The organism is Microbacterium gorillae (assembly GCF_000826185.2).
Taxonomy (GTDB): Bacteria; Actinomycetota; Actinomycetes; order Actinomycetales; family Microbacteriaceae; genus Microbacterium; species Microbacterium gorillae.
The window spans coordinates 323,382-347,812 of sequence record NZ_LN648873.1 but is presented as its reverse complement, the minus strand read 5'-3'; the positions used below and the strand labels follow the sequence as shown (position 1 = coordinate 347,812).

General features: G+C 69.2%; 21 protein-coding genes and 5 tRNA genes. 16 read left to right on the top strand and 10 right to left on the bottom strand.

Features of this window, described 5'->3' with window-relative positions:
• The first annotated feature begins 67 nt into the window (after window positions 1-67).
• The 3 genes from BN1193_RS04630 to BN1193_RS04620 are packed head-to-tail and all read left to right on the top strand — an operon-like array spanning window position 68 to window position 3,626.
• Complete coding sequence (locus tag BN1193_RS04630; RefSeq protein WP_040164354.1) at window positions 68-1,291, top strand: MFS transporter; 1,224 nt, start codon at window positions 68-70, stop codon at window positions 1,289-1,291.
• 39 nt (window positions 1,292-1,330) lie between these two features.
• Complete coding sequence (locus BN1193_RS04625) at window positions 1,331-1,864, top strand: hypothetical protein (protein ID WP_040164353.1); 534 nt, start codon at window positions 1,331-1,333, stop codon at window positions 1,862-1,864.
• 25 nt (window positions 1,865-1,889) lie between these two features.
• Window positions 1,890-3,626: an alkaline phosphatase family protein gene (locus BN1193_RS04620; RefSeq protein WP_052460429.1), complete on the top strand. Its 1,737-nt coding sequence runs from the start codon at window positions 1,890-1,892 to the stop codon at window positions 3,624-3,626.
• A gap of 47 nt (window positions 3,627-3,673) precedes the next feature.
• Here the strand turns inward: BN1193_RS04620 and BN1193_RS04615 are convergent.
• Window positions 3,674-3,746, bottom strand: a tRNA-Gly gene (locus BN1193_RS04615).
• A 165-nt stretch (window positions 3,747-3,911) separates the two neighbouring features.
• On the opposite strand from BN1193_RS04615, the gene BN1193_RS04610 reads away from it, so the two are divergent.
• Genes BN1193_RS04610 through BN1193_RS04595 form a run of 4 tightly spaced genes read left to right on the top strand, consistent with a single transcriptional unit; the run spans window position 3,912 to window position 6,217 of the window.
• Complete coding sequence (locus tag BN1193_RS04610) at window positions 3,912-4,271, top strand: PadR family transcriptional regulator (protein WP_094770271.1); 360 nt, start codon at window positions 3,912-3,914, stop codon at window positions 4,269-4,271.
• Window positions 4,252-4,620 (top strand): DUF1048 domain-containing protein, encoded by a 369-nt coding sequence (locus tag BN1193_RS04605; protein ID WP_040164352.1) that lies wholly within the window; start codon window positions 4,252-4,254, stop codon window positions 4,618-4,620. Before BN1193_RS04610 ends, BN1193_RS04605 begins: the two co-directional genes overlap by 20 nt.
• A 56-nt stretch (window positions 4,621-4,676) precedes the next feature.
• The gene (locus tag BN1193_RS04600) at window positions 4,677-5,456 is read left to right on the top strand and encodes an ABC transporter ATP-binding protein (RefSeq protein ID WP_040164351.1); all 780 of its coding nucleotides are present in this window, start codon (window positions 4,677-4,679) and stop codon (window positions 5,454-5,456) included.
• Window positions 5,453-6,217 (top strand): ABC transporter permease, encoded by a 765-nt coding sequence (locus BN1193_RS04595; RefSeq protein ID WP_040164350.1) that lies wholly within the window; start codon window positions 5,453-5,455, stop codon window positions 6,215-6,217. Before BN1193_RS04600 ends, BN1193_RS04595 begins: the two co-directional genes overlap by 4 nt.
• 53 nt (window positions 6,218-6,270) lie before the next feature.
• Here BN1193_RS04595 and BN1193_RS04590 read toward each other — a convergent pair whose 3' ends face one another.
• On the bottom strand, window positions 6,271-7,125 hold the full coding sequence (locus tag BN1193_RS04590) for a zinc-ribbon domain-containing protein (protein ID WP_052460428.1): 855 nt from the start codon (window positions 7,123-7,125) through the stop codon (window positions 6,271-6,273).
• 331 nt (window positions 7,126-7,456) lie between these two features.
• On the opposite strand from BN1193_RS04590, the gene BN1193_RS04585 reads away from it, so the two are divergent.
• From BN1193_RS04585 to BN1193_RS04570, 4 genes are all read left to right on the top strand, one after another.
• Window positions 7,457-8,779 (top strand): purine-cytosine permease family protein, encoded by a 1,323-nt coding sequence (locus tag BN1193_RS04585; RefSeq protein WP_230206421.1) that lies wholly within the window; start codon window positions 7,457-7,459, stop codon window positions 8,777-8,779.
• Entirely contained in the window at window positions 8,776-9,843 is a 1,068-nt protein-coding gene (locus BN1193_RS04580; RefSeq protein ID WP_040164348.1) for an aminotransferase class I/II-fold pyridoxal phosphate-dependent enzyme, read from the top strand. The genes BN1193_RS04585 and BN1193_RS04580 overlap by 4 nt, the downstream gene beginning before the upstream one ends.
• A 251-nt stretch (window positions 9,844-10,094) precedes the next feature.
• On the top strand, window positions 10,095-11,408 hold the full coding sequence (locus tag BN1193_RS04575) for an HNH endonuclease signature motif containing protein (RefSeq protein ID WP_195907799.1): 1,314 nt from the start codon (window positions 10,095-10,097) through the stop codon (window positions 11,406-11,408).
• A gap of 166 nt (window positions 11,409-11,574) precedes the next feature.
• Complete coding sequence (locus BN1193_RS04570; RefSeq protein ID WP_040164347.1) at window positions 11,575-12,543, top strand: NAD(P)H-quinone oxidoreductase; 969 nt, start codon at window positions 11,575-11,577, stop codon at window positions 12,541-12,543.
• A 152-nt stretch (window positions 12,544-12,695) separates the two neighbouring features.
• Here the strand turns inward: BN1193_RS04570 and BN1193_RS04565 are convergent, their stop codons facing one another.
• The 4 genes from BN1193_RS04565 to BN1193_RS04550 all read right to left on the bottom strand — a co-directional run bounded on the left by BN1193_RS04565 (window position 12,696) and on the right by BN1193_RS04550 (window position 13,679).
• Entirely contained in the window at window positions 12,696-13,157 is a 462-nt protein-coding gene (locus BN1193_RS04565) for a VOC family protein (RefSeq protein WP_040164346.1), read from the bottom strand.
• A 227-nt stretch (window positions 13,158-13,384) separates the two neighbouring features.
• Window positions 13,385-13,456: transfer RNA gene (locus BN1193_RS04560), tRNA-Val, on the bottom strand.
• Between the two features lie 28 nt (window positions 13,457-13,484).
• A tRNA-Cys gene (locus tag BN1193_RS04555) sits at window positions 13,485-13,555 on the bottom strand.
• Between the two features lie 51 nt (window positions 13,556-13,606).
• Window positions 13,607-13,679: transfer RNA gene (locus BN1193_RS04550), tRNA-Gly, on the bottom strand.
• A gap of 184 nt (window positions 13,680-13,863) precedes the next feature.
• On the opposite strand from BN1193_RS04550, the gene BN1193_RS04545 reads away from it, so the two are divergent.
• Window positions 13,864-13,939, top strand: a tRNA-Val gene (locus BN1193_RS04545).
• 63 nt (window positions 13,940-14,002) lie between these two features.
• Here the strand turns inward: BN1193_RS04545 and BN1193_RS04540 are convergent.
• The gene (locus tag BN1193_RS04540; RefSeq protein WP_040164345.1) at window positions 14,003-15,136 is read right to left on the bottom strand and encodes a PQQ-dependent sugar dehydrogenase; all 1,134 of its coding nucleotides are present in this window, start codon (window positions 15,134-15,136) and stop codon (window positions 14,003-14,005) included.
• A gap of 140 nt (window positions 15,137-15,276) precedes the next feature.
• Here BN1193_RS04540 and BN1193_RS04535 point away from each other — a divergent pair, with 140 nt between their 5' ends.
• From BN1193_RS04535 to BN1193_RS04525, 3 genes are read left to right on the top strand one after another with little or no spacing between them, the layout of a single operon-like run.
• Entirely contained in the window at window positions 15,277-16,740 is a 1,464-nt protein-coding gene (locus tag BN1193_RS04535; RefSeq protein ID WP_040164344.1) for a DUF3375 domain-containing protein, read from the top strand.
• A complete protein-coding gene (locus BN1193_RS04530; RefSeq protein WP_040164343.1) occupies window positions 16,733-17,431 on the top strand; it encodes a DUF4194 domain-containing protein in 699 nt (232 codons plus the stop codon). The genes BN1193_RS04535 and BN1193_RS04530 overlap by 8 nt, the downstream gene beginning before the upstream one ends.
• A complete protein-coding gene (locus BN1193_RS04525; RefSeq protein ID WP_040164342.1) occupies window positions 17,428-20,781 on the top strand; it encodes an ATP-binding protein in 3,354 nt (1,117 codons plus the stop codon). Before BN1193_RS04530 ends, BN1193_RS04525 begins: the two co-directional genes overlap by 4 nt.
• Before the next feature lie 284 nt (window positions 20,782-21,065).
• Here the strand turns inward: BN1193_RS04525 and BN1193_RS04515 are convergent, their stop codons facing one another.
• From BN1193_RS04515 to BN1193_RS04505, 3 genes are all read right to left on the bottom strand, one after another.
• Window positions 21,066-21,518, bottom strand: a complete 453-nt coding sequence (locus BN1193_RS04515) for a DUF1801 domain-containing protein (RefSeq protein ID WP_040164341.1) — start codon at window positions 21,516-21,518, stop codon at window positions 21,066-21,068.
• 105 nt (window positions 21,519-21,623) lie between these two features.
• The gene (locus BN1193_RS18465) at window positions 21,624-22,322 is read right to left on the bottom strand and encodes a type II toxin-antitoxin system PemK/MazF family toxin (protein ID WP_326845044.1); all 699 of its coding nucleotides are present in this window, start codon (window positions 22,320-22,322) and stop codon (window positions 21,624-21,626) included.
• 78 nt (window positions 22,323-22,400) lie between these two features.
• Window positions 22,401-23,627 carry an ammonium transporter gene (locus BN1193_RS04505; protein ID WP_040164340.1) on the bottom strand — a complete coding sequence of 409 codons (1,227 nt, stop codon included), beginning with the start codon at window positions 23,625-23,627 and terminating at the stop codon, window positions 22,401-22,403.
• Between the two features lie 262 nt (window positions 23,628-23,889).
• On the opposite strand from BN1193_RS04505, the gene BN1193_RS04500 reads away from it, so the two are divergent.
• Complete coding sequence (locus tag BN1193_RS04500) at window positions 23,890-24,414, top strand: HIT family protein (RefSeq protein WP_094770270.1); 525 nt, start codon at window positions 23,890-23,892, stop codon at window positions 24,412-24,414.
• The last annotated feature ends 17 nt before the right edge of the window (window positions 24,415-24,431 follow it).

Sequence of the window (24,431 nt, the reverse complement as noted above, 5' to 3'; positions counted from 1 at the left end):
GTATCTACCTGGCGCCTTCGGGCGGCCAAGGCGGCACGAACAGCCGCGGAGATCCCCAGGAGATTCCTTGACGAATGCCGCGCCCGCACCGGAGCAGCCGTCTCTGATCCGCACCGCCGGATTCAGCTACTTCCCGATCGCGTTCCTCGCGCGTCTGCCGTTCGCGATGAACGTCGTCGGCGTGCTGACGCTCGTCGCGTTCGCCCGCGACTCGCTCGCGCTCGGTGGTCTCACCTCCGCCGCGTGCGGGCTCGGCACCGCCGCCATCGGACCGTTGCTGGGCGCGGCCGCGGACCGGTTCGGCCAGCGGCCCGTCGTTCTGGCCTCCGCCGTGGCGAACAGCCTCGCTCTGCTGCTGATGTCGTGGATCGCCTACGCGGACGTGGCCGACGGCTGGGTTCTCGCGGTCGCGGTGCTCGTCGGCGCGACCGCGCCGCAGGTGTCACCCCTCTCGCGCAGCCGGCTCGTCGGCATGATCAACGCCACCGTCTCGACGATCCGCAAGCCGAAGACCCTCGGGGCGACCCTGGCCTACGAGTCATCCGTCGACGAGATCGTGTTCGTCTTCGGCCCGGTCATCGTCGGTGTCCTGGCCGCCACCCTCAACCCGGCGGCACCGCTGATCGCCTCAGCCGCCCTCACCCTCGTCGCCGTCGGAGCATTCGGTCTGCACCGGACCGCGCGCACCCCGCGCTCCCACCACAGCCCCGAGACCGTCACGGCGCCGGTGTCGGACCTGTTCCGCCCGCGCGTGCTGGTGCTCATCCTCGGCATGCTGGCGATCGGCTTCTTCTTCGGCTCCACCCTGACCTCGCTCACCGCGTTCATGACCGACCGCGGCGAGGGCGAGACCGCGGGCGTCTTCTACGGCGTCATGGGCGTCGGTTCGGCGATTCTCGCGCTGTCCGTCGCCCTGATGCCGGCGCGTTTCACGATCCGCAACCGCTGGGTGGTGTTCGCGGCGATTCTGCTGGGTGGCGCCGTGCTCATCTCCCGAGCGCACGATGTCCCCTCGATGGTCGGCGCGCTCGCCCTGGCCGGAATCGGCATCGGCCCGCTCATCGTGACCGTCTACACGTTCGCAACGCTGCGCACCCCGCCGGGGCGTTCGGCGACGATGATGACGATGGTCGGCGCCGGCGTCGTGGTCGGCCAGTCGATCTCCTCCGCCGTCGTCGGCGCGCTCGCCGAGCGCGCCGGAACCGGCGTCGCACTCGTCGCCCCGGTCATCTCCGCCGCGCTCGTGCTGCTCGCCGCGATCATCAACTGGTTCCTCGCCCGACGCGACTGATCCTGGCGACCATACAGCCCGCGTTCGTACACTGAGTGCATGGACGATCGGGGCATGCTGACCGCGATCGACGGCGAGTTGGATCGACTCCGGCTCGCGGCCGGTTTCGCCGAGGCCGAGCGTGGTCGCGCGCACAGCGACACGCTCATGCAGTACCACGCGCAGCTCGATGCGCTGCTCACTCGCGCGTTCGCAGAGCTGCGCCTGGCCGATGACCCCACCCTGACCAAACGCGACCGCGCGGGACATCAGGCCCACGCGCTCGCGATCGGCACCGCGATCCGCGATGACCTGAACGCCCTGCATGCGCGCTACATGCGGATGCTGGAACGGCACGAGGTGACCCGACCGGGTGCCCGCGGTGTGGTGGAGGCGTACGTGAACCGCGGCGTCGCCGCCGGCTACATGTGGTGGGACGGCAAGCTGCCCCTCGGCCCGCTGACCAGTCCGATCGTTGCCGCGCGTGACTGGCGTGCCTATCGGCCGCTGCCCGCGTGGATAGCCTGGGCGACGGGCGGTGGCGCCGTGGTGGCGGTCGCCGTTCCCACGCTGTCGATCATCTTCCTGCACTGAGCAGGTCACCCGGAAGGACGCCCCGTTGGCAGAACCCGTTCCGGCGCCGGACGAGCGCCGCGGTGGCAGTCGTCGCGATTTCCTGAAGATCGGCGGTGCCGCTCTCGGAGGCCTCGCCGTCGGCGGGCTCGGGACGTACGCGATCACCAGGAGCGATTCCGCGCCGGGAACCACCCCGGTTCCGGACAGCTCCGCCAGTCCGGCTTTCGAGCACGTCGTCGTGCTGATGGGCGAGAACCGGTCCTTCGACAATCTGTTCGGCTGGCTGTACACGCCGCAGACCGTTCCCGCGGGGGATTCGTTCGACGGTCTCGCCTTCGGAAGCCACGCGAACGTCAGCAGCAGTGGACGCCGCGTCGCCGCCCACGTGTACGAGGGACCCACCGACGAGGTCATGCAGGCTCCGAACCCCGACCCCGGCGAGGAGTACCCGCACGTCAACACCCAGCTGTACGGCACGGTGTCCCCGGCCGCGAACGCCGAGCTCTGGAAGCATGCCTGGGAGGCTCCGTACAACGCGCCGGGTGCCGATGACACCGCCGAGCTCACCGGGTTCGTGAAGGACTACGAGATCAACTGCCGCCGACTGGCCGGCGGGGCGGAGCCGTCGACGCGGATCGTCGACCAGATCATGGGCGGGTTCTCCCCCGAACAGCTGCCGGTGCTGTCCACGCTGGCGCGCGAGTTCGCCGTGTTCGACGCCTGGTTCTGCGGGGTCCCGTCGCAGACATACACCAACCGGTCCTTCTTCCACGCGTCCACCTCACATGGCTTCGTGACCAACCACGGTGGCGCGGGCTATTCCAAGTGGCTCGACGCTGACGCCGTGCCGACGATCTTCGACCGGTTGGAGGCCGCCGGGCTCAGCTGGCGGGTCTACTTCGATGAGGCCCAGCTCGTGTCTCTGACCGGAGTTCTGCACGCACCGAGCCTGGAGAAGTACTGGAAGACGAACCGCTTCGTCACGATGGACGAGTTCTTCACCGACGCCCGCGACGGCACCCTCCCCGCTTACGCGTTCATCGAGCCGCGCATGGTGTACAACCACAATGACTTCCACCCGCCGTTCGGGACCGTGTCCTCCGAGGATGTCAACGGCGCACCGGTGATCAACAGTGCCGTCTCCGACGTCCGTGCCGGGGAGAAGCTCGTGGCCACCGTTTACGACGCCATCCGCACCTCCGCGACGTCGGGCGGCTCGAACGCGGAGAACACGCTGTTCCTGATCACCTTCGACGAGCACGGGGGCACCTACGACCATGTCCCTCCGCCCGCGGCCACACCACCGGACGCGTCCGGGGCCGGCGAGATGGGCTTCACCTTCGACCGGCTCGGCCTGCGCGTGCCGGCCGTCGCCGTGTCCGCGTACACGAAGGCGGGCACGATCATCCACGAGCAGATGGATCACGGCAGCGTGATCGCCACGCTGAGCCGGCTGCACGGACTCCTTCCGCTCACCGAGCGCGACGTCGCGTCCAACGACTTCCTCTCCGTCGCGAACCTCAGCGCTCCCCGCCCGGCGGCGAGCTGGCCGCAGGTGCACCCGATGTACGTCCCCACGGCGGCGCAGGAGGAGCAGCTGTCGGACCTCAAGGACGGCGACGAGAAGGACAAGCCGCTGTCCCCTCCCGGGCGCGGACTGCTCGGTCTGCTCCTGGCGAAGTACGCGCCGGGCTCACCGGACCCGAAGACCTACGCCGACGCCTACCGCGTGCTGAGCGAGCACGGCACGGGGCTGTTCTACCCGAAGACCGACCGCTGAGGCCGGGAACGCCGAAGGCCCTCGCTGAGCGAGGGCCTTCGTTTCGGAGCGGATGACGAGACTCGAACTCGCGACCCTAACCTTGGCAAGGTTATGCGCTACCAACTGCGCTACATCCGCACGCTTCCGAGGAAGCTCCCCCAGTATACGGCCCCGCGAGCACGACCCCGCGCATCCGCTGCTTCTCGGGTGAGTCGTCAGGTGTCGGACTTCTCGCGAATCACTTGACCCTCCCGGTACTCAGCGTTACTTTGTACCGGTACTCAGTGACGCAGAGGAGCAAGAGTGGCGAACCAGATGACCGAGATGCTCAAGGGCACCCTGGAGGGCATCGTGCTGGGTGTGCTCGCGAAGCGGCCGGCGTACGGCTACGAGATCACCGCCCGTCTGCGCGAGCAGGGCTTCCCGGAACTCGCCGAGGGCACGGTCTACGCGCTGCTCGTGCGCATCGAGCAGCGCGGGCTGGTCGATGTCGAGCGCGTTCCGTCGGAGAAGGGGCCGCCCCGCAAGGTCTACACGGTCAACGGCGCCGGCCGCTCCCACCTCGAAGAGTTCTGGCGCACCTGGGCCTTCCTCTCCGAGCGCATCACACAATTGCACCATGACACCGAAGGAGTCGACCGACATGGTCGCGAAGTGGATTGAGGCCCTGACCGGACCTCTCGAACAGAAGAAGCAGTACCGCGAAGGCGTGGCCCGGTTGGCCGCCCTTCCCGAGCCCTACCGCCAGACCGCCGAAGCGTTCCAGCGCTACTTCCTGGTCCAGAGCGGCATCGTCGACGGGGACATCCTCGTGCGCATGCTCGCGGACTGGGCGGACCTCTGGGAGACCGCCGCCGCGGACGGCGCGACCGTGCGCAGCGTCGTGGGTGAGGACCCGGTGACGTTCGCGGAGGAATTCGCCCGTGCGTATGACGCCCGGGTGTGGATCGACAAGGAGCGCGCCCGCCTGCGCAAGGCGGTCGCCGAGGCGGAGCGGGAGCAGGGATCATGACGGAAACGCGCTCGCCTGCGCACGGCGGTCGCCGAGGCGGAGCAGGAGCAGGGAACATGACGGCAGCAGCCGTCGAGGCCCGCGGACTGCGCCGCGCGTTCGGTTCCGTGTCCGTCCTCGAAGGCGTCGATCTGACGATCGCGCCCGGAAGCGTGCACGCCCTGCTCGGCTCAAACGGCGCCGGCAAGACGACCCTGATCCGCATCCTCGCGACGCTCATCCGCGCCGACGCGGGAACCGCCCTCGTCGCCGGACACGACGTTCGCACGGCTGCCGCCGAGGTCCGCGCCGCGATCAGTCTCACCGGGCAGTTCACCGCGGTGGATGACATCCTGACCGGCCGCGAGAACCTCGCCTTCGTGGCGCGGTTGCGTCACCTGGCTGATCCGGGCGCCGAGGCGGATCGGTTGCTCGCGCGGTTCGCGCTCACGGAGGCCGGCAATCGCCGAGCCGGCACGTACTCCGGCGGCATGCGGCGGCGGCTGGACATCGCGATGAGCCTGATCGGCGATCCGGCCGTGATCTTCCTGGACGAACCGACCACCGGGCTGGACCCGCAGGCGCGCCTCGAGGTCTGGGCCGCCGTGCGCGAGCTGGCCGCCAGCGGCACGACCGTCCTGCTGACGACGCAGGCCCTCGACGAGGCCGAGCAGCTGGCCGATCGGATCTCGATCCTGCACCACGGGCGCATCATCGTGGACGGGTCGCTGGCGGAGCTCAAGCGCCTGCTGCCCCCGGCGACCGTGGAATACGTCGAGAAGCAACCGAGCCTGGAGGAGATCTTCTTCGCCGTGACCGGCGAGAACCCCACGACCGAGCGGGAGGCGGCGGCATGAGCGCCATCACCGCCGTCGGCGACACCGGCGTTCTGCTCGGGCGGTCTCTTCGCCACATCACGCGGAGCCTGGACACCGTGATCACCACCGCGATCATGCCGGTCGCGATGATGCTGCTGTTCGTCTTCGTCTTCGGCGGAGCGATCGACACCGGCGGTGTGCCGTACGTCGACTTCCTGCTCCCCGGCATCCTCCTGATCAGCATCGCGACCGGAACGTCCTACACGGCCGTCCGCCTGCTGACGGACCTGCAGACCGGGATCTTCGAACGGTTCCAGTCCATGCCGATCGCGCGGTCCAGCGTCCTCTGGGCGCACGTCCTGACGTCCCTCGTGGCGAACCTCGTCTCGCTGATGGTCGTGATCGGCGTCGCGTTCGCCCTCGGTTTCCGGACCGGCGCGGGCGTCGGAGCCTGGTTGGGAGTCATCGGGCTCCTGCTCCTGTTCACGCTCGCTCTGACCTGGGTCGCCGTGGTCGCCGGCCTCGCCGCGACGACGGTTGACGGCGCCAGCGCGTATTCCTACCCGCTGATCTTCCTGCCGTTCATCAGCTCCGCGTTCGTGCCGACGGCGAGCATGCCCGCTCCGGTGCGGTGGTTCGCGGAGAACCAGCCGGTCACCTCGATCGTGGACACGATTCGCGCCCTGTTCGCCGGCACCCCGGTCGGCTCCGCGATCTGGGTCGCCCTGGCGTGGGCCGTCGGCATCACCGTCGTCGCGTACGTCGCCGCGCAGCTGGTCTACCGCCGCCGCTTCCGCTGAGATCATCCCGTCCCGACGTGCGCCGAGCCGTCGGGACGGGATCACTCCCGAAGTCAGCGCACGTAGGCATCCACGAGGAGCCCGCCCCGGACCGCACGGAACGCGTCCATGAGGCGATCGCGGGTCCGCGCGTTCCACGCCGCGACCGTGAGATCGAAGGGACCCAGCGCAAAGAGTCCCCCGGTGCGGATCCGCACCACCTCCCAGCCGACGCAGCGGAGTGCGCGGTCCTTCCGCCGATCCGCGTCCTCCCTCTTCCCGACGTGCTCCAGCCCGTGACGACCCGTCGAGTCGTACTCGACGGCGATCCTCAGCTCGGGAAGGGCGAGGTCCGGCCACACCTCGAGGTGATCGAAGAACGGCCGCGTGACGCGCACCGCGTTCAGGCCCGGAGTGAGATCCAGGGTGGCGTACAGGTCCGCCCGCATCTCACTCTCCACGGCGGAAGCAGGAGCGGGAGCGCACGCGGAGACGAAGGCCTCTCCCGCCGGAAGGTCCGGCGTCTTGGTGCACAGTCGCCGTGACGGTCGGGGCCGTCGCTCCCGAAGCACCTGAGGTTCGGTCTCGCGCGGGCGCGTGACGTCCGTGCGCATGGGTAGCGCGACCGTGCGCCGCGGTGCCGCCGTCTCGGCACATTCCGGACACCAGGAACTGCGCCGACGTTCCCGCCCCGGACGCATCCGTTGTTCGGTCGGGGACGCGACGAAGCGGTGCCCCGCATCGCACTCCCACTGCACCAGGATGTCAGCGGCCGGCGGAATCTGGGACAGCGCGATTCCGGCGTTGAGCTCCGGGTGGTACTGCCGCCGGAGGGCCGGATACGACCGCCACGCCTCGCCGAACCTGCCTTGCTGATACGGCACGATGAGCCCCGTCGACCACTGCCGCCGCGCCCACCACTGCCCCACCGATGTCACGCGGGAAATCTACGCGGCACCGCCGACACCCCGTCCGGAGGCGGTGTCCGTTCGTCTGAGATCCCAGACAGGACCTCCCGTTTTCGAGCCCCGGCGGACGCGCGTATTCGTAGCCTCGTCATATCCAGCAACCCCCACCTTTTTTGGAGACGTCTGGCGACGGCTGAGCATTCAGCCACAAGGAGGACCGGCCGATGACGACCGCAGCGAACAGCCCAGAGCCGGGCGTTCTGACCCGAGAGATCCGCACCATTGAGCGCGTGCCGAGCGCGAGCGTCATGGTCGCGCCGGCAACCAGTTCACGCTCTGGTTCGGCGTGAACATGCAGATCACCGCCATCGTCGACGGTGCCATCGCCGTGACGTTCGGCACCGAGGCGACGGCCGCGATCATCGGCCTCTTCCTCGGCAACCTCATCGGTGGCATCACCATGGCGCTGCACTCCGCACAGGGTCCGCACCTCGGTGTCCCGCAGATGATCTCCAGCCGCGTCCAGTTCGGAGTGAAGGGTGCCGCACTCCCGCTGGTCCTCACGATCCTGATGTACCTGGGCTTCCAGATGACCGGCGTCGTGCTCTGCGGCCAGGCGATCAACCTCATGTTCGGGTGGGACATCCCCATCCTCGGCATGATCGTCTTCGGCCTGCTCACCACGTTCGTCGCGGTCGTCGGCTACCGATTGATCCACATCGTCGGCAAGATCGCCTCAGTCATCGGCGCCCTCGGATTCGGGTACGTGGCGATCCGCCTCTCCCTCGGTTACGACGTGCATTCCGCGTTCGGACAGGTCGACTTCAGCATGTCGTCGTTCCTGCTCGCCGTCGCTCTCGCGGCCGGGTGGCAGATGACCTTCGCCCCGTACGTCGCCGACTACTCCCGCTACCTGCCCAGCAAGACCACCGTCCGCGCGACGTTCTGGTCCACGTTCCTCGGCTCGGTCATCGGTGCGCAGCTGGCGATGACCCTCGGTGTCCTGATCGCCGGAACCGTCGGGGCCGGTGAGTTCCTGGGCAGCCAGGTCGGCACTCTCGGCAGCATCGCCGGCGGCGGCGCCATCGCGATCATCATCTACGCCGTGATCGTGATCAACAAGCTCTCAATCAACTCGCTGAACGCATACGGCGGCTTCATGTGCATCATGACGATCGTGACCGCCTGGACCAAGCAGGTGCGCATCTCGCAGGCCGTCCGGACCGCCGTCATCGTGTCGTTCACGCTGCTCGCCCTGGTGCTCGCGATCATCGCCAACGAGGTCGGGTTCCTCGCCGTGTTCAAGAACTTCGTGCTCGCGCTCCTGTCCGTGTTCGTGCCGTGGAGCGTCATCAACCTCGTGGACTACTACCTGGTCTCCAAGGAGAAGGTGAACATCCCCGCGCTCTACGACGCGCGCGGCCCGTACGGGGCCTTCAACTGGATCGCGATCGGCTGCTACTTCCTCGGCGTCGTGGTGCAGTTCCCCTTCATGAACCAGGCCATCTACACGGGCCCGATCGCCACGGCGATGGGAGGGGCGGACATCTCCTGGATCGTCGCGATCATCGTCACCTTCGCGGTGTACTACCCGCTCGCGAAGAAGTACCAGTACGTCCCGGATCGCTCCATCACGGGTGACGAGGACTTCGAGAGCGAAGCGGTCCCTGCATGAGCGCCGCGCCGACCCCGCGTCCGGAGCTCGCTTCCCTGCCGGAGTACCGCGCCGGCAAGCCCGCACCCGCCGTACCGGGGCTGGCGCCGCTCAAGCTCTCCTCGAACGAGCGCTCCGACGGGCTCTCACCAGCCGCCCGGGCCGCGCTCGTCGAGAGCGTCGCGTTCAACCGGTACCCGGACCCCGCCACGACCGAACTCCGCAACGCCCTGGCTGCGGCCACCGGTGTTCCTGCGGCGCAGATCATCACCGAGAGCGGCAGCCTCGGCGCGCTGCGGCTGATCCTCGACGCCGTCGTCCCGCGCGATGGCGAGCGTGCCGAGGTCGTCTTCCCGTGGCGCTCCTTCGAGGCGTACCCGATCATCGTGGAGGTGGCGGGCGCCCGCGGCCGTCCGATTCCACTGAGCACCGGCGGCGCGAACGACCTCGACGCGATGGCGGACGCGATCGGACCGGGCACCTGCGCGGTCATCCTCTGCACGCCCAACAACCCCACCGGCGCCGTCATCACGCGCGATGCGTTCGACGCCTTCATGGCCCGGGTCCCGGAACACGTGCTGGTCGTCCTCGATGAGGCCTACCTCGAGTACGTGGACGATCCGGACGCGCTCGACGGCCTCGACGCGTTCGCCCGATACCCGAACGTCGCGCTGACGCGCACCTTCTCCAAGGCGTACGGCCTCGCCGGACTCCGGATCGGATACGCGATCCTCTCCCCCGAGCTCGCCGACGCCCTGTGGCGGATCCGCCCGACGTTCGCCGTCACGGCGATCGCCGAGCAGGCCGCGCTGTCCGTCCTCGCCGACGCGGACGGCCTCGCCGCTCACGTCACCGAGGTGCAGCGCGGTCGTCGCGTGATCGCCGATGCGCTGCGCGCTGCGGGCGAAGAGCCGATCGAGTCGCAGGCCAACTTCGTCTGGTTCGAGCCGCGCGACCCGGACGCCGTCGAAACCGCGGCCGCATGCCACGCGGTCTCTCTGCGCCGCCTCGGCGACGGCATCCGCATCACCATCGGTGATGCCGCTGCCACCGAGCGCGTCCTCGCGGTCATCGGCGAGCTGTAGAAAGCTGTCGCGGGCAACCAAGGCGCGCCGAGGCTCCTTCTCATTCGTAGTTCTCTACGAATGAGAAGGAGCCTGATTCAGGTTACGTCACCCCGAATCCGGCTTCCAGGAGATCAGATCGACCGGCGTCGTTTCACTTCTCCAGACCGTTGCGGCTGTGGATATTGAGCGAGCTCGACGCCGACCTGTGGATAAAAAGGCGGAGTACTGCAGTTCGTTTTTATATTCGAATGTCGTGGGAGAATGGTCTCATGGCAAGGGAACCAGAACCCCCCGATCCCAACTCCCGATGGCACCCCTCCGGCGGTGAGTTCGGTCGCGGCTCCGACGAGCGGCTCGGCGCCATCGTCGGGGACGCGCGGGACATCGACAGGCAGATCGCCTGCTTGCAGGCGCGACGCGCATCCGTCCTGGACGCGGCATTCGACCTGGCCGAGTTCCGCGCCGAGCAGGCGTCGGCGCGATCACAGGAGCACGAACTGATCATCCGTGACGTGAGCGCCGAGCTCGGGGCCGCCCTGCGAGTCAGTGACCGCTACGTCCAGGGCGAGCTCGCCGACGCGGCGATGCTCGTGCACCGGTTCCCCTTCACCCATGCGGCCCTGGAGGCCGGGCGGATCACACTCGCTCACGCCCGAGTGATTCTGCGCGCCGGAGGCCCGATCGAGGACGACGTTCGGCGGGCGGACTTCGACGAACTCGCCGTCGGAATCGCCGAACAGCATTCCCCCGGCCGGCTCCGCGCGCGGATCGCCATGCCGGCCGAGCGCGCTCGCACGAGCTCGATCGATGATCGGCACCGCGCCGCCAGAGACGAGCGATGCGTGTTCACGCGCGACATCGAAGACGGCATGTGCGAGGTCACCGCGATCGTTCCGAGCGTTCTCGCGCACGCCATCAAGGACCGCCTCAACCGGTTCGCTCGTCACATCACGCGGCGCCGCACGGACGCCGAGGAGGCTCCCGATCAGCGCACCATCGGACAGATCGAAGCCGACGTCTTCGCCGACCTGCTCCTGACCACCGACCCGGCCGCCGCCGGAGACGCCGTCGCTTCGATCCGGGCGCACGTGCAGGTGAACATTCCCACGCCCGTTCTCACCGGTGCCGTCGAGTCAGGTGCCGAGCTCGTCGGCCACGGCCCGATCGATTCCGACACGGCCCGTTCCCTCGCCGCCCTCGCTCCCGGCTGGGACCGCCTGTTCATCGACCCCGTCTCACAGAACGTCCTCTCGGTGGACCGCTATCGGCCTTCCGCCGCCCAGCGCCGGATCCTGAGGGTCCGAGACGAGCACTGCCGGTTCCCCGGGTGCGGATATCCGGCGATTCGCTCGGATGCCGATCACACCGTGGACGCGGCGTTGGGCGGGCCCACCGCCATCCAGAACCTCGGCCACTTCTGCCGTCGACATCACACGCTCAAGCACCACACGAGGTGGAGGGCCGACAACCTCCCCGGCGGCATCATCCGATGGACCAGTCCGCTGGGCACGACGTACACCGACCATCCCCCGCGCACCGTCGTCTTCACCCCAGACACCGCCGACGACGAGATCCCCTTCTGAGGCTGACCGGGTCTGGCGCGAGCCATGCCCGGCGCCCCGACACCCTGCGCTCCTCGGTGGCACGTCACCGCCACGCGACGGAGCTGGCACGGCATCATCGGCGCGCGAGATAATCGGCCCGCCGGCTCATTTGCGCAGGCGCGCCCCTCGAAACCGGAGGATTCCGATGAAGGCGATCATTGCCACCAGCCCCGGCGACGCGAGCGTACTCAGTGTCGTCGACGTCGAGGTTCCGGAGCCCGGACCCGGCGACATCGTGATCGACGTCGCTGCTGCGGGGGTCAATCGCGCGGATGTCGCCCAGCGTCAAGGCGCCTATCCCCCGCCCGCCGGTGCTCCGGCTTGGCTCGGCCTGGAGGCGTCCGGCCGCGTGTCGTGGGCGGGTCCGGGTTCCGGCCACAGTGTCGGTGATGAGGTGTGCGCTCTGCTGTCCGGCGGTGGATACGCCGAGCAGGTCGTGGTCGACGGCCGGCTGGCTCTGCCGGTGCCGGCCGGCGTCGCCCTGGCCGATGCCGCAGCGCTGATGGAGACCGTCTGCACGGTGTGGTCGAACGTCTTCCAGCTCGCCGGCCTGCAACCCGGAGAGAACCTGCTGGTGCACGGCGGTTCAAGCGGAATCGGGACGACGGCGATCCAGATGGGTGTCGAGTTCGGAGCGCGAGTGGCCGTCACTGCGTCGACGCTCGAGAAGCTCGAAGCGTGTCGGCGGCTGGGTGCCGAGGTGCTGATCAACTACCGCACCGAGGACTTCGTTCAACGCGTGAAGGACGACCTCGGAGGTGCGGACGTCATCCTCGACATGGTCGGCGGCAGCTACCTCGCCCGCAACGTCCACGCCCTGCGCACGAACGGCCGCATCGCCAACATCGCCTCGATGGACCCGTCGCCCGGCGAGCTCGATTTCCGGTACCTGATGCGCAAGCGCGGGACCATCCGCTCCACCAGCCTGCGCGCCCGCCCGCTCGCCGAGCGCGTGGCGATCGTCACCGACGTGCGCGAGCACGTGTGGCCGCGAGTCGCCGATGGCTCCATCCGCCCCATCGTGCACACGACCTTCCCACTCGCCGAAGCCACAGAAGCGCACCGCCTCATGGAGTCCTCCGACCACATCGGCAAGATCCTGCTCATCCCCTGACGATCAACGGACCGCACCTCACCACCGAGTGGCGGAGCACAGCGCCGTCGTCGGCCAGCGGGTGATGCGCACGAAGCGTCTGGCGCAGTCTTGATCCACCCTGCGATCAGGTACGGCTGGCCCGCGTCATCGCGCGAAAGGTGCCGTCGACATCATCGAGACGCCGGGAGTCCCATCGCCTCGACATCCGGGTGGAAGAGGCTCTCGTTCGTAGCCTCGGCAAGCTCGAGGATGTACCCCGGCGCGATCTCCAGGCGCCCCTGCGCACCCATGATGTTCTCCGTACGCGGCTGCAGGATCGGGATGCCCGCGGCCCGCGCCTTGTCGTAGACCGCGTCGATGGAGTCGACGACGAACATCGTGTTGGTGTTCTGGATGAAGGCAGGCAGCTTCGCGCGATCCTCTGCGGCGATCGCCACGAGCGAGACGTTGCCGAGCGGCGACTGCAGACCGATCACGCGCAGGCTGAAGTACTCAGCGATGCGGAAGTCGTACTCGACCGTTCCCCCGAGGAGGTCGATGTAGTTGCGCACGTACTGCAGCTCCGCGCCCGGCTCGAAGAACACACGCTCGTACGGGGCACCGATGATGTGGTCATCGAAGATCGTGGACATGTGCGGCTCCTTGTCTGCTGCGCTGCGTGGCGCGGTATATCTGTAGTTACAGATTACACCGCGACCGGCCCAGGGGAAGGAACCCTTTGCCCGACTCGCATGCAAGGGCTGCCGCGTCACTGCGCCGGCGAGGCGCCCCTGTTGCCGGCGGCTGCGCGAGTCGGTCCGTTCGTTCTGGGCAACCCGAGAAACAAGAAAACCCCCGGCAAGCCGGGGGTTTTCGTCTGTGCGCGATACTGGGATCGAACCAGTGACCTCTTCCGTGTCAGGGAAGCGCGCTACCGCTGCGCCAATCGCGCCCAATGGGCTGTTCAGTTGTGTCATGCGAGGTGGCGACGGGATTCGAACCCGTGTAAACGGCTTTGCAGGCCGGTGCCTAGCCACTCGGCCACGCCACCGTTGTGGTTGTAACCACGTGGCGTTTCCCCCCGGAGGGAGACTCGCACTCGAGCGGATGACGAGACTCGAACTCGCGACCCTAACCTTGGCAAGGTTATGCGCTACCAACTGCGCTACATCCGCATCGCCTTCAGAACTTCCGCCCTGACGACTCGAACTACATTACCCGATATCGAGCGGGCCGCAAATCTCACCCACCCCCGCGCGTGTCCCGCAGCAGGTCCCCCGAGGACGCGCCCGGGCGCCCGGACGGTGCACGGGACGGCCCGGAAAGTACGTTAGTATCGTGGAGTCCGCAAGGACAGATGGGCGATTGGCGCAGCTGGTAGCGCGCTTCCTTCACACGGAAGAGGTCGTCGGTTCGAGCCCGGCATCGCCCACCATCACCGCGAATCCCCTGGAGAGATCCGGGGGATTCGTCGTCTGCACCGACGGTCCCACCCCCGTCACGCGCTCGGGACCGGAATGCGGAGAATCCGATCATCTCCCGGGCGCGGATCCCCACGTCCGTCGGTGTTGTTCGTGACCACCCACAGCGTTCCATCCGGCGCCACGGCGACATCTCGCAGCCGGCCGTACTCCCCCACGAAGCTCTCCACCGATGAGCCCAGATCATCGAGCGGCACCGTCCGCAACCGTTGCCCGCGCAGGTTGGCGATGACGATGGCCTCATCAGTGACCGCCAGGCCACTGGGGCTCGCCTCCGCCGGAGCCCACTGCTGCACGGGGTCGACGTAACGAGCGTCTCCGGCGATGCCCTCCACCACCGGCCAGCCGTAGTTCTGTCCGGCCGCGATGACGTTCAGCTCATCCCACGTGTCCTGTCCGAATTCGCTGGCGTACATCGTGCCGTCGGGACCCCAGCCGATCCCCTGCGGATTGCGATGGCCGAGGCTGTAGACGAGGGAGCCGGGGAACGGATTGTCCGCAGGCACCGCGCCGTCCGGCTCCATCCGAAGGATCTTCCCGGAGAGGGAGTCGAGTTCCTGCGCCGCAGCCCGATTCCCGGCGTCCCCCACCGTGACGTACAGCTTCCCATCCGGGCCGAATGCGATGCGGCCACCGTTGTGGTTCCGCGCGGCGGGCACGCCGGTCAGCAGCATTTCGGGCGGTCCGAGCGCCCACGCCCCCGCACCGCCGGAGAGTCGCTGCCGCTGGACGCGATTGCCGTCGGCCGTCGTGAGATAGGCGTACAGGAACCCCTCCCGGACGGCGATACCGAGCTGGCCCCCCTCCCCACCGGCGGCGACGTCCGCGATCACACCGACCTCGCGCACCGCACCGCTCGCGGAAACCTCGACGATGCGCCCCGAGTCCCGTTCGCTCACCAGCGCCCGATCGTCGATGAACGCGAGCGACCACGGGGCGTCGAGATCCTCCGCGATCGTGGCGGGCACATCGGCTACTGGCTCCGCGGCGGACGCGGAGAGGCTCTCCGGCGCCGACGACGAGACGGGCTGGCGCGACGGTTCCGGGGAGGTCGGCGCGGGACCCGTGCACGCCGTCAACCCGAACAGCAGGACGGCCCCGCTCAGGGTGGCCGCCCGGTACCGGGAACTCCGCTCGCGCGTCCTCGACATCGGTGCCTCCAGGGGTGTGCGCCCACGATACGGCCGCGAGCACACCCCGGGATAGGTACCAGCCGCCCGCAGAGGCGAGCCCACGCAGCGAACCGGAGGACGGAACGGCCCGTGCCGCGCGAGCGAATAAACTGGGAAGGATGCCCCCGACCCGCGCGGAGGCCGCCTATCAGCGTTCGGCGGCCGCGTTCCGAAACCCCATGCTCGACCTGCTGCACGGTCGCTACGCGCCGTTCGTCGTCGCCGTGCTCTCCGTCGTCTTCACGCCGGACCGACCGGCTGTCGCCGTCGCCGATGCGCACGCGGAGATCGGCGAGGCGCTCGAGGAACTGCGCAGCACGGACGCCGCCGACCGCCACCTGCCGAGCGGCACCGCGCGCGAGATCTGTCGGTACTGGGTCCGCGTGGGCTGGCTCGCGCCGCAGATCGAGGGCGACGTGGAGACGTATCGCCTGACCGCGCACGCGGTCGGCGCCCTGGAGATCGCCGGACGCGCCGGCGGCGGACGCGCCCGCGTCTCCCGCTCGCGCGTCCGCACCCTGTTGGAGGCCGTGGACCGCCTCGCGCGCGATTCCGCCACCGATCCGGAGCACCGCATCGCCCTGCTCCACGAGGAGCGCGACGCGCTCGACGCGGAGATCGCCCGACTGGAGGCCGACGAGGCCGAGCCCGTCGAGGACGAGCAGCTGCTCGAAGAGGCCGAGAACGTGCTCCACCTCGGCCGCGAGCTCCCGGCGGACTTCGCCCGTGTCGCTGAATCGATCACCGCGATGCAGCGCGACGTCGTCGCAGAACTGCGCCGCGACGTCCGCCCCACGGGCGACGTCCTGCGCGAGTACCTCGAGCGCGGCCGCCACGTCATGCAGTCCACCCCCGAGGGCCGCGCCTTCCAGGGTGCGCTCCGCCTGATCGGGGACCCGGACCAGATCGAGCGGCTCGCCACGCACCTGCAGTCCGTCCTCACGCAGCCGTTCTCGCGCCTGCTGGACACCGCGCAGCGCTCCGACCTCGACGCCATCGGCCGCCACGTCGAGCAGGGTGTGCAGAAGGTCCTGACCGCGCAGCGCCGTGCCTCTCAGGTCATCACGGCGCAGGTGCGTACGCATGACCCGGTCCGGGACCGGCAGATCGACGACCTGCTCCGCTCCGTGATGAGCGGCATGCAGACCCTGATGCAGCACGGCGGCGCGACCGAGCGCGTCGATCCGGTGCACACGTTCGCCGTCGCCGACACCGGGCATCTGCGCCAGACGCTCCACGACCTGCGTCCGGTCGCGGAGCCGGCGCCCCTGACCGAGGCCGACGAGGTCGAGTTCACCGACGACGACAGTCGCGCGTGGGGCGGCCCGCACTACCCGGAGCTGGAGCGTTACGTCGCGACGCTCGGCGACCGTTTCGACTTGGCCGCCGCATTCGCGGGTGCCGACGAGGACACTCGACGCCCGGTCGACCTGCTGGGTCTGCTGGAGATCGCGCACCGCAACGGCATGAGCGAAGGGGCGGAGGTCTCGATCGCCGAGGCCCGCCGTCCGGACGGCACCAGCCGCCGATTCGCGTTCGGGGCCGTCACCGCGCGCACCACGAAGGAGCCTGAGGATGACTGAGGACACGACAGAGACCGAGGTTGAAGCATTCATCGCGCCCGTCGCGATGGAGCACGACGCCGACGAGGTGTTCGCCGGCGACCGCGGCGTCCTGGATCCCGATGTCCGGCGCGTGCTCGTCCGTCTCCTGCAGCGCCGGTTCCTGCTCGCGAGCAAGAACCGCCCCGAGTGGAACGTGCTCATGGAGCACCGCACCACGATCGAATCGCGCCTGAACGACCTGTTCATTCGGCTCGTCGTGGACCACGCCCGCGGCGTCGCCTATAAGGAGCAGGTGCGCTCGGACGACCTGGAGATCCCGATCCTGCTCCGCGACGAGGCGTACTCGCGGGCCGAGACGCTCGTGCTCGTGCACCTGCGCACGGTCCATCAGCGCGAGACCACGGCCGGCGAGGGGTCCGCGCGCGTGGACGTCGAGGAGATCGAGCAGACCGTGCTGACCTACTTCCCGGCCTCGCACGGCAATACCGCGCGGCGGCAGAAGACCATCCGAAGCGCGATCGCGCGCCTGCGTCAGGAGGGCCTGCTCGAGGAGGAGTCCGAGGGACGCTTCCTGATCAGTCCGCTCGTGGAGGTGCTGCTCAGCGCCACCCGTCTGCGCGAGCTCCGCGACTGGCTGACCGAGCAGGCCGCGGACCCGTCCGCCGCTGAGGAAGAAGACGACACCGACGAGAACGAGGTCGCGCTGTGACGATGCTGGACACCCTGTTCGGACTGATCCCGGCTGCCTCCCGGGGCCAGCAGTGGGTCGCAGACGAACTGCAGCTGGTGAACTGGGGCGGCTACGACGGCGCGCATCGGGTTCGCTTCTCCCCCGCCGCCACGCTGCTCTGCGGCGGATCCGGATCGGGGAAGTCCACCCTGATGGACGCGTACATCGCCCTGATGATGCCGCACACCACCCCGTTCAACGGCGCGTCCAACGGCGCCGTGGTCGGCAAGCCGCGCGGCGTGGAGCAGCGCAATATCCTCTCCTACGGTCGCGGCAAGCTGGACGAGTCCCGAACGGCGGAGGGCACGAAGGTCCGGGTGCTGCGCGGCGACGGCACCGACACCTGGACGGCCATCGCCATGACCTGGCTCGACCACGACGGCTCCCGCTTCACCGCGGTGCGCGCCTGGTACATCCCCGCCGCGGCGCGGGTGGTCGATGACACGGTCCGCGTGCGTGCCACCATCGCGGGGCCGTTCGATCTGGCGAGCCTGGAGAGCGCCGCCCGCGACCACTTCGCCGATTCCGCCGTCCGCGCCACCGGCCTGGAGACGATGCCCACCGACCGGGAGTTCTCCGCCCGACTGCATGGCGTGCTCGGCATCGGCGCGGCCGGTGCCGGGGCGAAGGCGATGAGCCTTCTCGCCCGCATTCAGGCCGGCCAGCAGATCACCACCGTCGATGATCTCTACAAGCGCATGGTGCTGGAGGAGCCGGAGGCGCTCGCCGTGGCCGACTCCGTCGTGTCTCACTTCGACGGGCTCGAGGACACGCGCACCCGCATGCTGACCGCAGAGCGCCAGGTGCGCACGCTCACCCCGATCCGGGACATGCGGGTCCGCATCGAGGACGCCGCCGAGCGGCTGCGCCTGATCGACGCGATCGGCCAGTTCGCCGACGCCGACTCCCTCGCCTCGCTCTGGCGGGACGAGCGTCGCCTGACTCTGCTGCGCGAGGTCGAGACCGAGCTGCGCTCGCGCACTCTGGCCGCCGAGGCCGTGGTTCGAGAGCACGAGGCGCTGGCCGCCGCCACCGAGTCGGAGGTGGAGGGCCTCACGGACCTGATCCGCGCCGAGGGCGGCGACCGCCTGGACGCCGCACGTCGCGAACTCCGCCGCGCCGAGGCCGCCGCGACGCGCGTCCGCCAGGAGCGTGATCGCCTCGCCGACGCCCTGCGCGTGCTGGACGCGCGAATCGACACCCAGGCGGAGTTCACCGCCCTGCTCCGCGCCGCCGGTGACGCCGCGGACGACGCCACCGCAGCCGCGCGCGTCCGCGATGACTGGGCCGCCGCCGTCGGCACCCGCAACGCCCATCGCTCGGCGCTCACGGCCGCCGAGGTCGAGCGGGCGGCCGTGTCCGAGCGCCAGGACAACATCCCCCAGCGCCTGCGCGACGCCCGCGACGCCCTCGCGACCGCCGCCGGGCTGACGTCCGAGGACCTCCCCTTCGTCGCCGAGCTGATCGAGGTGCGCACCGAGTTCGAACCGTGGCGCGGTGCGTTCAACCTCGCCCTGGGCGGGTTCGCCACCACGCTGCTGATCGACACCGACGACCTGCCCGCGTTCCGCGCCGCGATCGATTCGGTGCGCTCCGCTGACCGGCTGCACTACGTCGGCGCCCGCACCGGACTCGCGGACGGCCCGGCCGCCGACCCGCGCACCCTCCCCGGTCGCCTCGACCACAAGCGCAGCCCCTTCACGGGGTGGCTGCAGGGCCAGCTGGCAGACCGCTTCGGGTTCGTCTGCGTCGATTCCGCCGCCGAGCTCGCCGGCCATCGGCGCGCGCTGACGATCACCGGACAGAGTTCCGAGGGCGACCGCGGCGCGCACGGTGGCCACGGCCGTGCCAACGTCCTCGGGTTCTCGACGAGTCGACGCGTGGACGAGCTGGACGCGCAGATCCGCTCCGCACGAGGTGCACTCGCGGACGCGGAGGACGTGGTGGCCGTCGCCGTCGCGGCCATGGACTCTCTCCAGGAGCGCACTGCCGCATACGCCCGCGTGCGAGAGACGACGTGGGATCAGGTGGACCTGGCCACGGTCGAGGCGGACATCGCGCGCTGGGACACGGTGCTCGGCGAGGTCGCCGAGGGAAACCCCCGGATCACCGACCTGCAGCGCCAGATCGCCGCGAAGAAGGCGACCGCCACCTTGCTGCGGGAGAAGGTCGGCAGCGCAAAGACCGAGCAGGCGCGGCTGGCGGTGTCATGGGAGACGATCACCGACGAGGTTGATGCTGCGGTCGTCGCGCTGGAGTCCGCGGAGGAATCCGCACGAACGCTCAGCCTGGATCAGCGCGCCTACCTCGACGAGCGCTTCGACGACGCGGGGACGTCCGCGGAAGGTGCTCCGAGCGAGGTGCTGAAGCGTTTCGACGCGGCCCTCAGCCAGGCCTCCCGGCGCCTGATCGAAGACCAGCGCGCCGCGCAGGACACGCTCGGTGAGCAGCGCGACGGCCTGCGCCGCACGCTCGAGTCCTTCCTGGACCAGTGGCCGAATCCCAACCTGCTGGCCGACCCGGACGCGTCCTTCCTCGATTTCGAACGCATCCTCACCGACCTTGAGACCAGCGGTCTGCACGAGCTGCGCACCGAGTGGCGCGACAGCCTGGTGCAGCTGTCCGGCAACGATCTGACGCTCCTGGATTCGACGCTCAACCGCTCCCTGCGGGAGATCCGAGAACGCATCGAGCCGATCAACGCGATCATGCGCGACCTGGACTTCTACGACGATGACCACCGACTGCAGATCACGCCGCGGGAGAGCCAGTCCGAAGTGCGTCGGCGGTTCCGCAAGGAGCTGCGCGCCGTCCGGGCTCTGGTCGACACGGCGAGCACTCCGACCGAGCGCGAGGTCGTCTACCAGCGCATGGCGCGCCTGATCGACCGGATCCGTCGCTCCGCACCGGACTTCGCGGAGCTGATCGACGTGCGCAATCACGTCCGCGTCAGCGCGGAGCGGGTACGGGCGGACAGCGGCGAGCACGTCGCGCTGTACGACCACATCGGTGAGAAGTCCGGCGGCGAGTCGCAGGAACTGATCGCCTTCATCGTCGGCGCGGCCCTGCGCTACCAGCTCGGCGACGCCGGGTCGGAGCGACCGCGGTACGCCCCGGTGTTCCTCGATGAGGCGCTGATCAAGGCCGACGCGCACTTCACCAAGCGCGCGATCGGCGCGTGGCGCGGCCTCGGCTTCCAGCTGATCATCGGCGCGCCGAACGACAAGTACAGCGCGATCGAGCCGCACGTGGACGTCGAGTACGACATCCTCAAGGACACCCGCGGTCGGTCCTGGGCCAAGCCCAAGGTGGGATTGCCGGCGGAGTGAGCTCGGTGGGCTGATCCGTCAGAGCGGACCGAGAAAGAGCTCCCGGTCCTCGCCCTCGTGATGTCCCGTCAACGCCGCGCAGAAGCCGTGGCAGAACAGGAGGAGCTCCCGGCCGGCGGACTCCGATGCTCGCCCCGCCGCGGCTTCCTCCTGCGCGACGCGGAGTGCCTGACGCAGCCGTTCGTGAACGGCTCGAAGCTCCGTCGACCAGGCGACGACACGCGCATGCTCGCCTGTGCCACCCCCGGGGTCTCGCTCGGCCACCGGGCCCGTGGTCACGGGCGTCACCCGGCGGCGCGGACGACCAGCTCGGTGATGCGTGCGCGTTCCGCGTCGCCGACGGCGGTGAGGGCGAACGAGGTCGGCCACATGTCGCCGTCGTCGAGGGCGGCGCTGGTCTCGAAGCCGAGCGTCGCGTACCGGTCCTTGAACTTCGCGGCGGGCTTGAAGAAGAGCACGACCTTGCCGTCCCGGGTGTACGCCGGGAAGCCGTACCAGGTCTTCGACGCGAGCTGCGGCGCGGACGTCGTCACGATCTCATCGAGCGCCTCGGCCAGGACCCGGTCCTCGTCCCCCATCCCGGCGATCGCGTCGAGGAGATCCTGGCGATCGATCTCAGCCTTCTCGGCCGCGGTCTTGCCCTTGCGCTCCTGCGCCTTCAGCTCCGCCGCGCGCTGACGCATCGCCGCGCGCTCCTCAGAGGTGAATCCGGACTTCGTGCTCTTCGTGGGGGTCATATCTGAGACGATACGGCCCTCCGCGCATCCGGCGCTTCTCCGTTCCTGCGCGGCCCGGGATGTCCTGCACACCCGAGGATGGAGGGCGATACGCGATCCGGTGTCTCAGGCGGCGGACCAACCGTGGGCGCGCTTCAGGGCGGCGGCCACGGTGTCGAAGCGGGTTCGGTCCAGGACGGCGGCCTCGCGGCGCATTCCCTCGACGTGCACGCTGTAGATCTGGTCGATGTCGACCCAGCTCTCGCGGCCCTTCGAATCCCACGCACCCGAGCCGATCGAGAGGTAGTCGCGGTCGCCGTCGTGGGACTTGCTCGTGAGCCGGACGACGTACACGCGGTCGCGGCCGTGGCGGGCGATCACGAGCACCGGCCGGTCCTTGCCACGGCCGTCCGCCTCCTCGTAGGGAATCCAGGTCCACACGACCTCGCCTGCGTCCGGATCGCCGTCCTTCTCCGGCGCATACGTGACCGTCAGCGCGTTCGCGGCCGGCGGCGGCACCTCGATGGTCGCGGTCGCGCCGAGCTGGCCCGGCGTGGGATCGCCCTCCAGAAGACGCTCCCGGGCGGCGAGTTCCGCGGCGTGCGCGGCGATGAGGTCGCCGGATTCGGACGCCGTCCCACCGGACGGCCGCTTCGCCCCGGACGTCGGCTTCGGCTTCGGTGCCGTCGTCGTCCCGGACGAACGCGGCGTCGTCGGCTGACGGGTCGGCCCGGAGGGCGATGAGGTGCGGTTCGACACCACGGACCGGATCACCTGCCCCGCGAGATTGCCGAGCAGGGACAGGAAGGAACGGGACGAACTCACCGCCTCACCCTATCCGGCGCATGAGAAAGGCGGGGCGCCGCCTCACACGACGCCCCGCCGGACCGGGCCTTGGGGGGCTCAGACCCGGTCTGCGAGGAGGTACCCCTCCTCGCCGTGCAGGGCGGTGTCAATGCCGGCGACCTCGTCCTCGCTCTTCACGCGGAAACCGATCGTCTTCTCGATGATCCAGCCCACCGCGTAGGCGACGACGAAGGAGTAGATCAGCACGGCGAACGCCGTGACGAACTGCATGAACAGCTGCGAGATGTCGCCACCGACGAACAGGCCGGTGCGGGTCGCGAAGAAGCCCAGGTACAGGGTGCCGAGCATGCCGCCGACCAGGTGGATGCCGACCACGTCGAGGGAATCGTCGTAACCGAGCTTCCACTTCAGTTCGACGGCCAGGCAGCACAGGACGCCGGCGACCACGCCCAGCAGCAGAGCCCAACCGGGCGTCAGGTCGGCGCAAGCGGGAGTGATGGCCACGAGCCCCGCGACGGCACCGGACGCGGCTCCGACGGACGTGCTCTTGCGGCTGCGGAGCTTCTCGATGACCAGCCAGCCGAGGATCGCGGCGGCGGTGGCGCCGAGCGTGTTGATCACGATCAGTCCGACGCGGCTCTCCCCCGTTCCGAGCAGGCCCGCGGTGCCCTCAGCGCCGGCGTTGAAGCCGAACCAGCCGAACCACAGGATCGCGGCACCGAGCATCACCAGCGGCACGTTGTGCGGCTTGTTGATCGTCTTGTTGAAGCCGATGCGCTTGCCGAGCACGAGGGCGAGGGCGAGGGCCGCCGCACCCGCGTTGATGTGCACCGCCGTCCCGCCCGCGTAGTCGATGACGGTGTGGTCCAGGCCCATCATGTGGCCGAGGGACATCGCCCAGCCACCGCCCCAGACCCAGGACGCGACCGGGAAGTAGACCAGGGTTCCCCACACGCCCACGAAGATCATCCACGCGCCGAATTTGGCGCGGTCCGCGATCGCACCGGAGATCAGCGCGACCGTGATGATGGCGAAGGTGGCGCCGTACGCGAGGCTCACCATGCTGTCCGAGTTCGCCGCGGCCAGACCGAAGTCGGCGAACGGATTGCCCGAGAAGTCCCACGGCGCGTCAACCGAGCTCATGCTCGCGCCGTACAGGATCCACAGCACCGCGATCAGAGCGATGGCGCCGAACGAGAGCATCATCATGCTCACGACGCTCTTGGCCCGCACGAGCCCGCCGTAGAAGAACGCCACGCCGGGCGTCATGAAGAGCACGAGTGCGGTCGCGGTGACCGCCCATGCCAGGTTGCCACTGTCCATGTCAGGCTCCATCCGGGGGGAGTGATTCCCGGGGGTGGCTACCCTGCCGGGATGCCGCCAGTCTGTTCCCAGCAGATTTCCAGGGCGGGTACACGCAGATTTCGGGCCCGTTACGAACCGGACGCTCACGTGAACGTCGTGTTTCGCGGCACGCTGTCGGATCTCATGTAATGGGTCGCATTCAGACGGCAGGGTTTCGGGCGGGCGCATGACGCGGGGAGGCTAGCCTCGGTGGCAGCGGGTCCGCGTGGGACAATCGTCCGTGCTCTCCGTCACTCACGCACCAGATGCCTACCCCTGTCCCTTCTGCGGACTTCAGCGGGGCATCTTCGATGAGCGAAACGTGCCGTCTGACGTCGTCGCGGTGACGGAGCGTGCGTTCGCGCGCATCGCACCGAAGTGGTGGCCCGGGAATCCGGGAGCCGTTCTCGTGATTCCGCGCGCGCACGTTGAGAACATCTATGGACTCACGCCGGAGGACGGGCAGGCCGTGTGGGAGCTGACGCAGCGCGTGGCGGTGGCCATTCGCTCGGCATATGGATGCGACGGAACGTCGATCCGGCAACATAACGAGCCGGCCGGAGATCAAGACGTCTGGCACCTTCACGTGCACGTTTTCCCACGCCACGAGGCCGACGACCTCTATCGGCGCCACGATCAGTCCCGATGGGTTGCGCCGGAGGAGCGAGAGCCCTACGCGGCCCGGCTGCGTGAGGTCCTCGGAATGCCCTTCTCCTTCGACGCGCCGGCCGCGCCTTCCGACGACCGCGGATCACGGGTGGGGTGAGGCGTAGAGCCGCCCCG

Coding starts and splice junctions, on each gene's coding strand:
- BN1193_RS04530 (WP_040164343.1), top strand. CDS start 16,733: ATGACTGAGGACACGACAGAGACCGAGGTTGAAGCATTCATCGCGCCC.
- BN1193_RS04600 (WP_040164351.1), top strand. CDS start 4,677: ATGACGGCAGCAGCCGTCGAGGCCCGCGGACTGCGCCGCGCGTTCGGT.
- BN1193_RS04625 (WP_040164353.1), top strand. CDS start 1,331: ATGGACGATCGGGGCATGCTGACCGCGATCGACGGCGAGTTGGATCGA.
- BN1193_RS04565 (WP_040164346.1), bottom strand. CDS start 13,157: ATGTCCACGATCTTCGATGACCACATCATCGGTGCCCCGTACGAGCGT.
- BN1193_RS04505 (WP_040164340.1), bottom strand. CDS start 23,627: ATGGACAGTGGCAACCTGGCATGGGCGGTCACCGCGACCGCACTCGTG.
- BN1193_RS04570 (WP_040164347.1), top strand. CDS start 11,575: ATGAAGGCGATCATTGCCACCAGCCCCGGCGACGCGAGCGTACTCAGT.
- BN1193_RS04605 (WP_040164352.1), top strand. CDS start 4,252: ATGGTCGCGAAGTGGATTGAGGCCCTGACCGGACCTCTCGAACAGAAG.
- BN1193_RS04595 (WP_040164350.1), top strand. CDS start 5,453: ATGAGCGCCATCACCGCCGTCGGCGACACCGGCGTTCTGCTCGGGCGG.
- BN1193_RS04535 (WP_040164344.1), top strand. CDS start 15,277: ATGCCCCCGACCCGCGCGGAGGCCGCCTATCAGCGTTCGGCGGCCGCG.
- BN1193_RS04515 (WP_040164341.1), bottom strand. CDS start 21,518: ATGACCCCCACGAAGAGCACGAAGTCCGGATTCACCTCTGAGGAGCGC.
- BN1193_RS04575 (WP_195907799.1), top strand. CDS start 10,095: ATGGCAAGGGAACCAGAACCCCCCGATCCCAACTCCCGATGGCACCCC.
- BN1193_RS04540 (WP_040164345.1), bottom strand. CDS start 15,136: ATGTCGAGGACGCGCGAGCGGAGTTCCCGGTACCGGGCGGCCACCCTG.
- BN1193_RS04585 (WP_230206421.1), top strand. CDS start 7,457: ATGCAGATCACCGCCATCGTCGACGGTGCCATCGCCGTGACGTTCGGC.
- BN1193_RS04580 (WP_040164348.1), top strand. CDS start 8,776: ATGAGCGCCGCGCCGACCCCGCGTCCGGAGCTCGCTTCCCTGCCGGAG.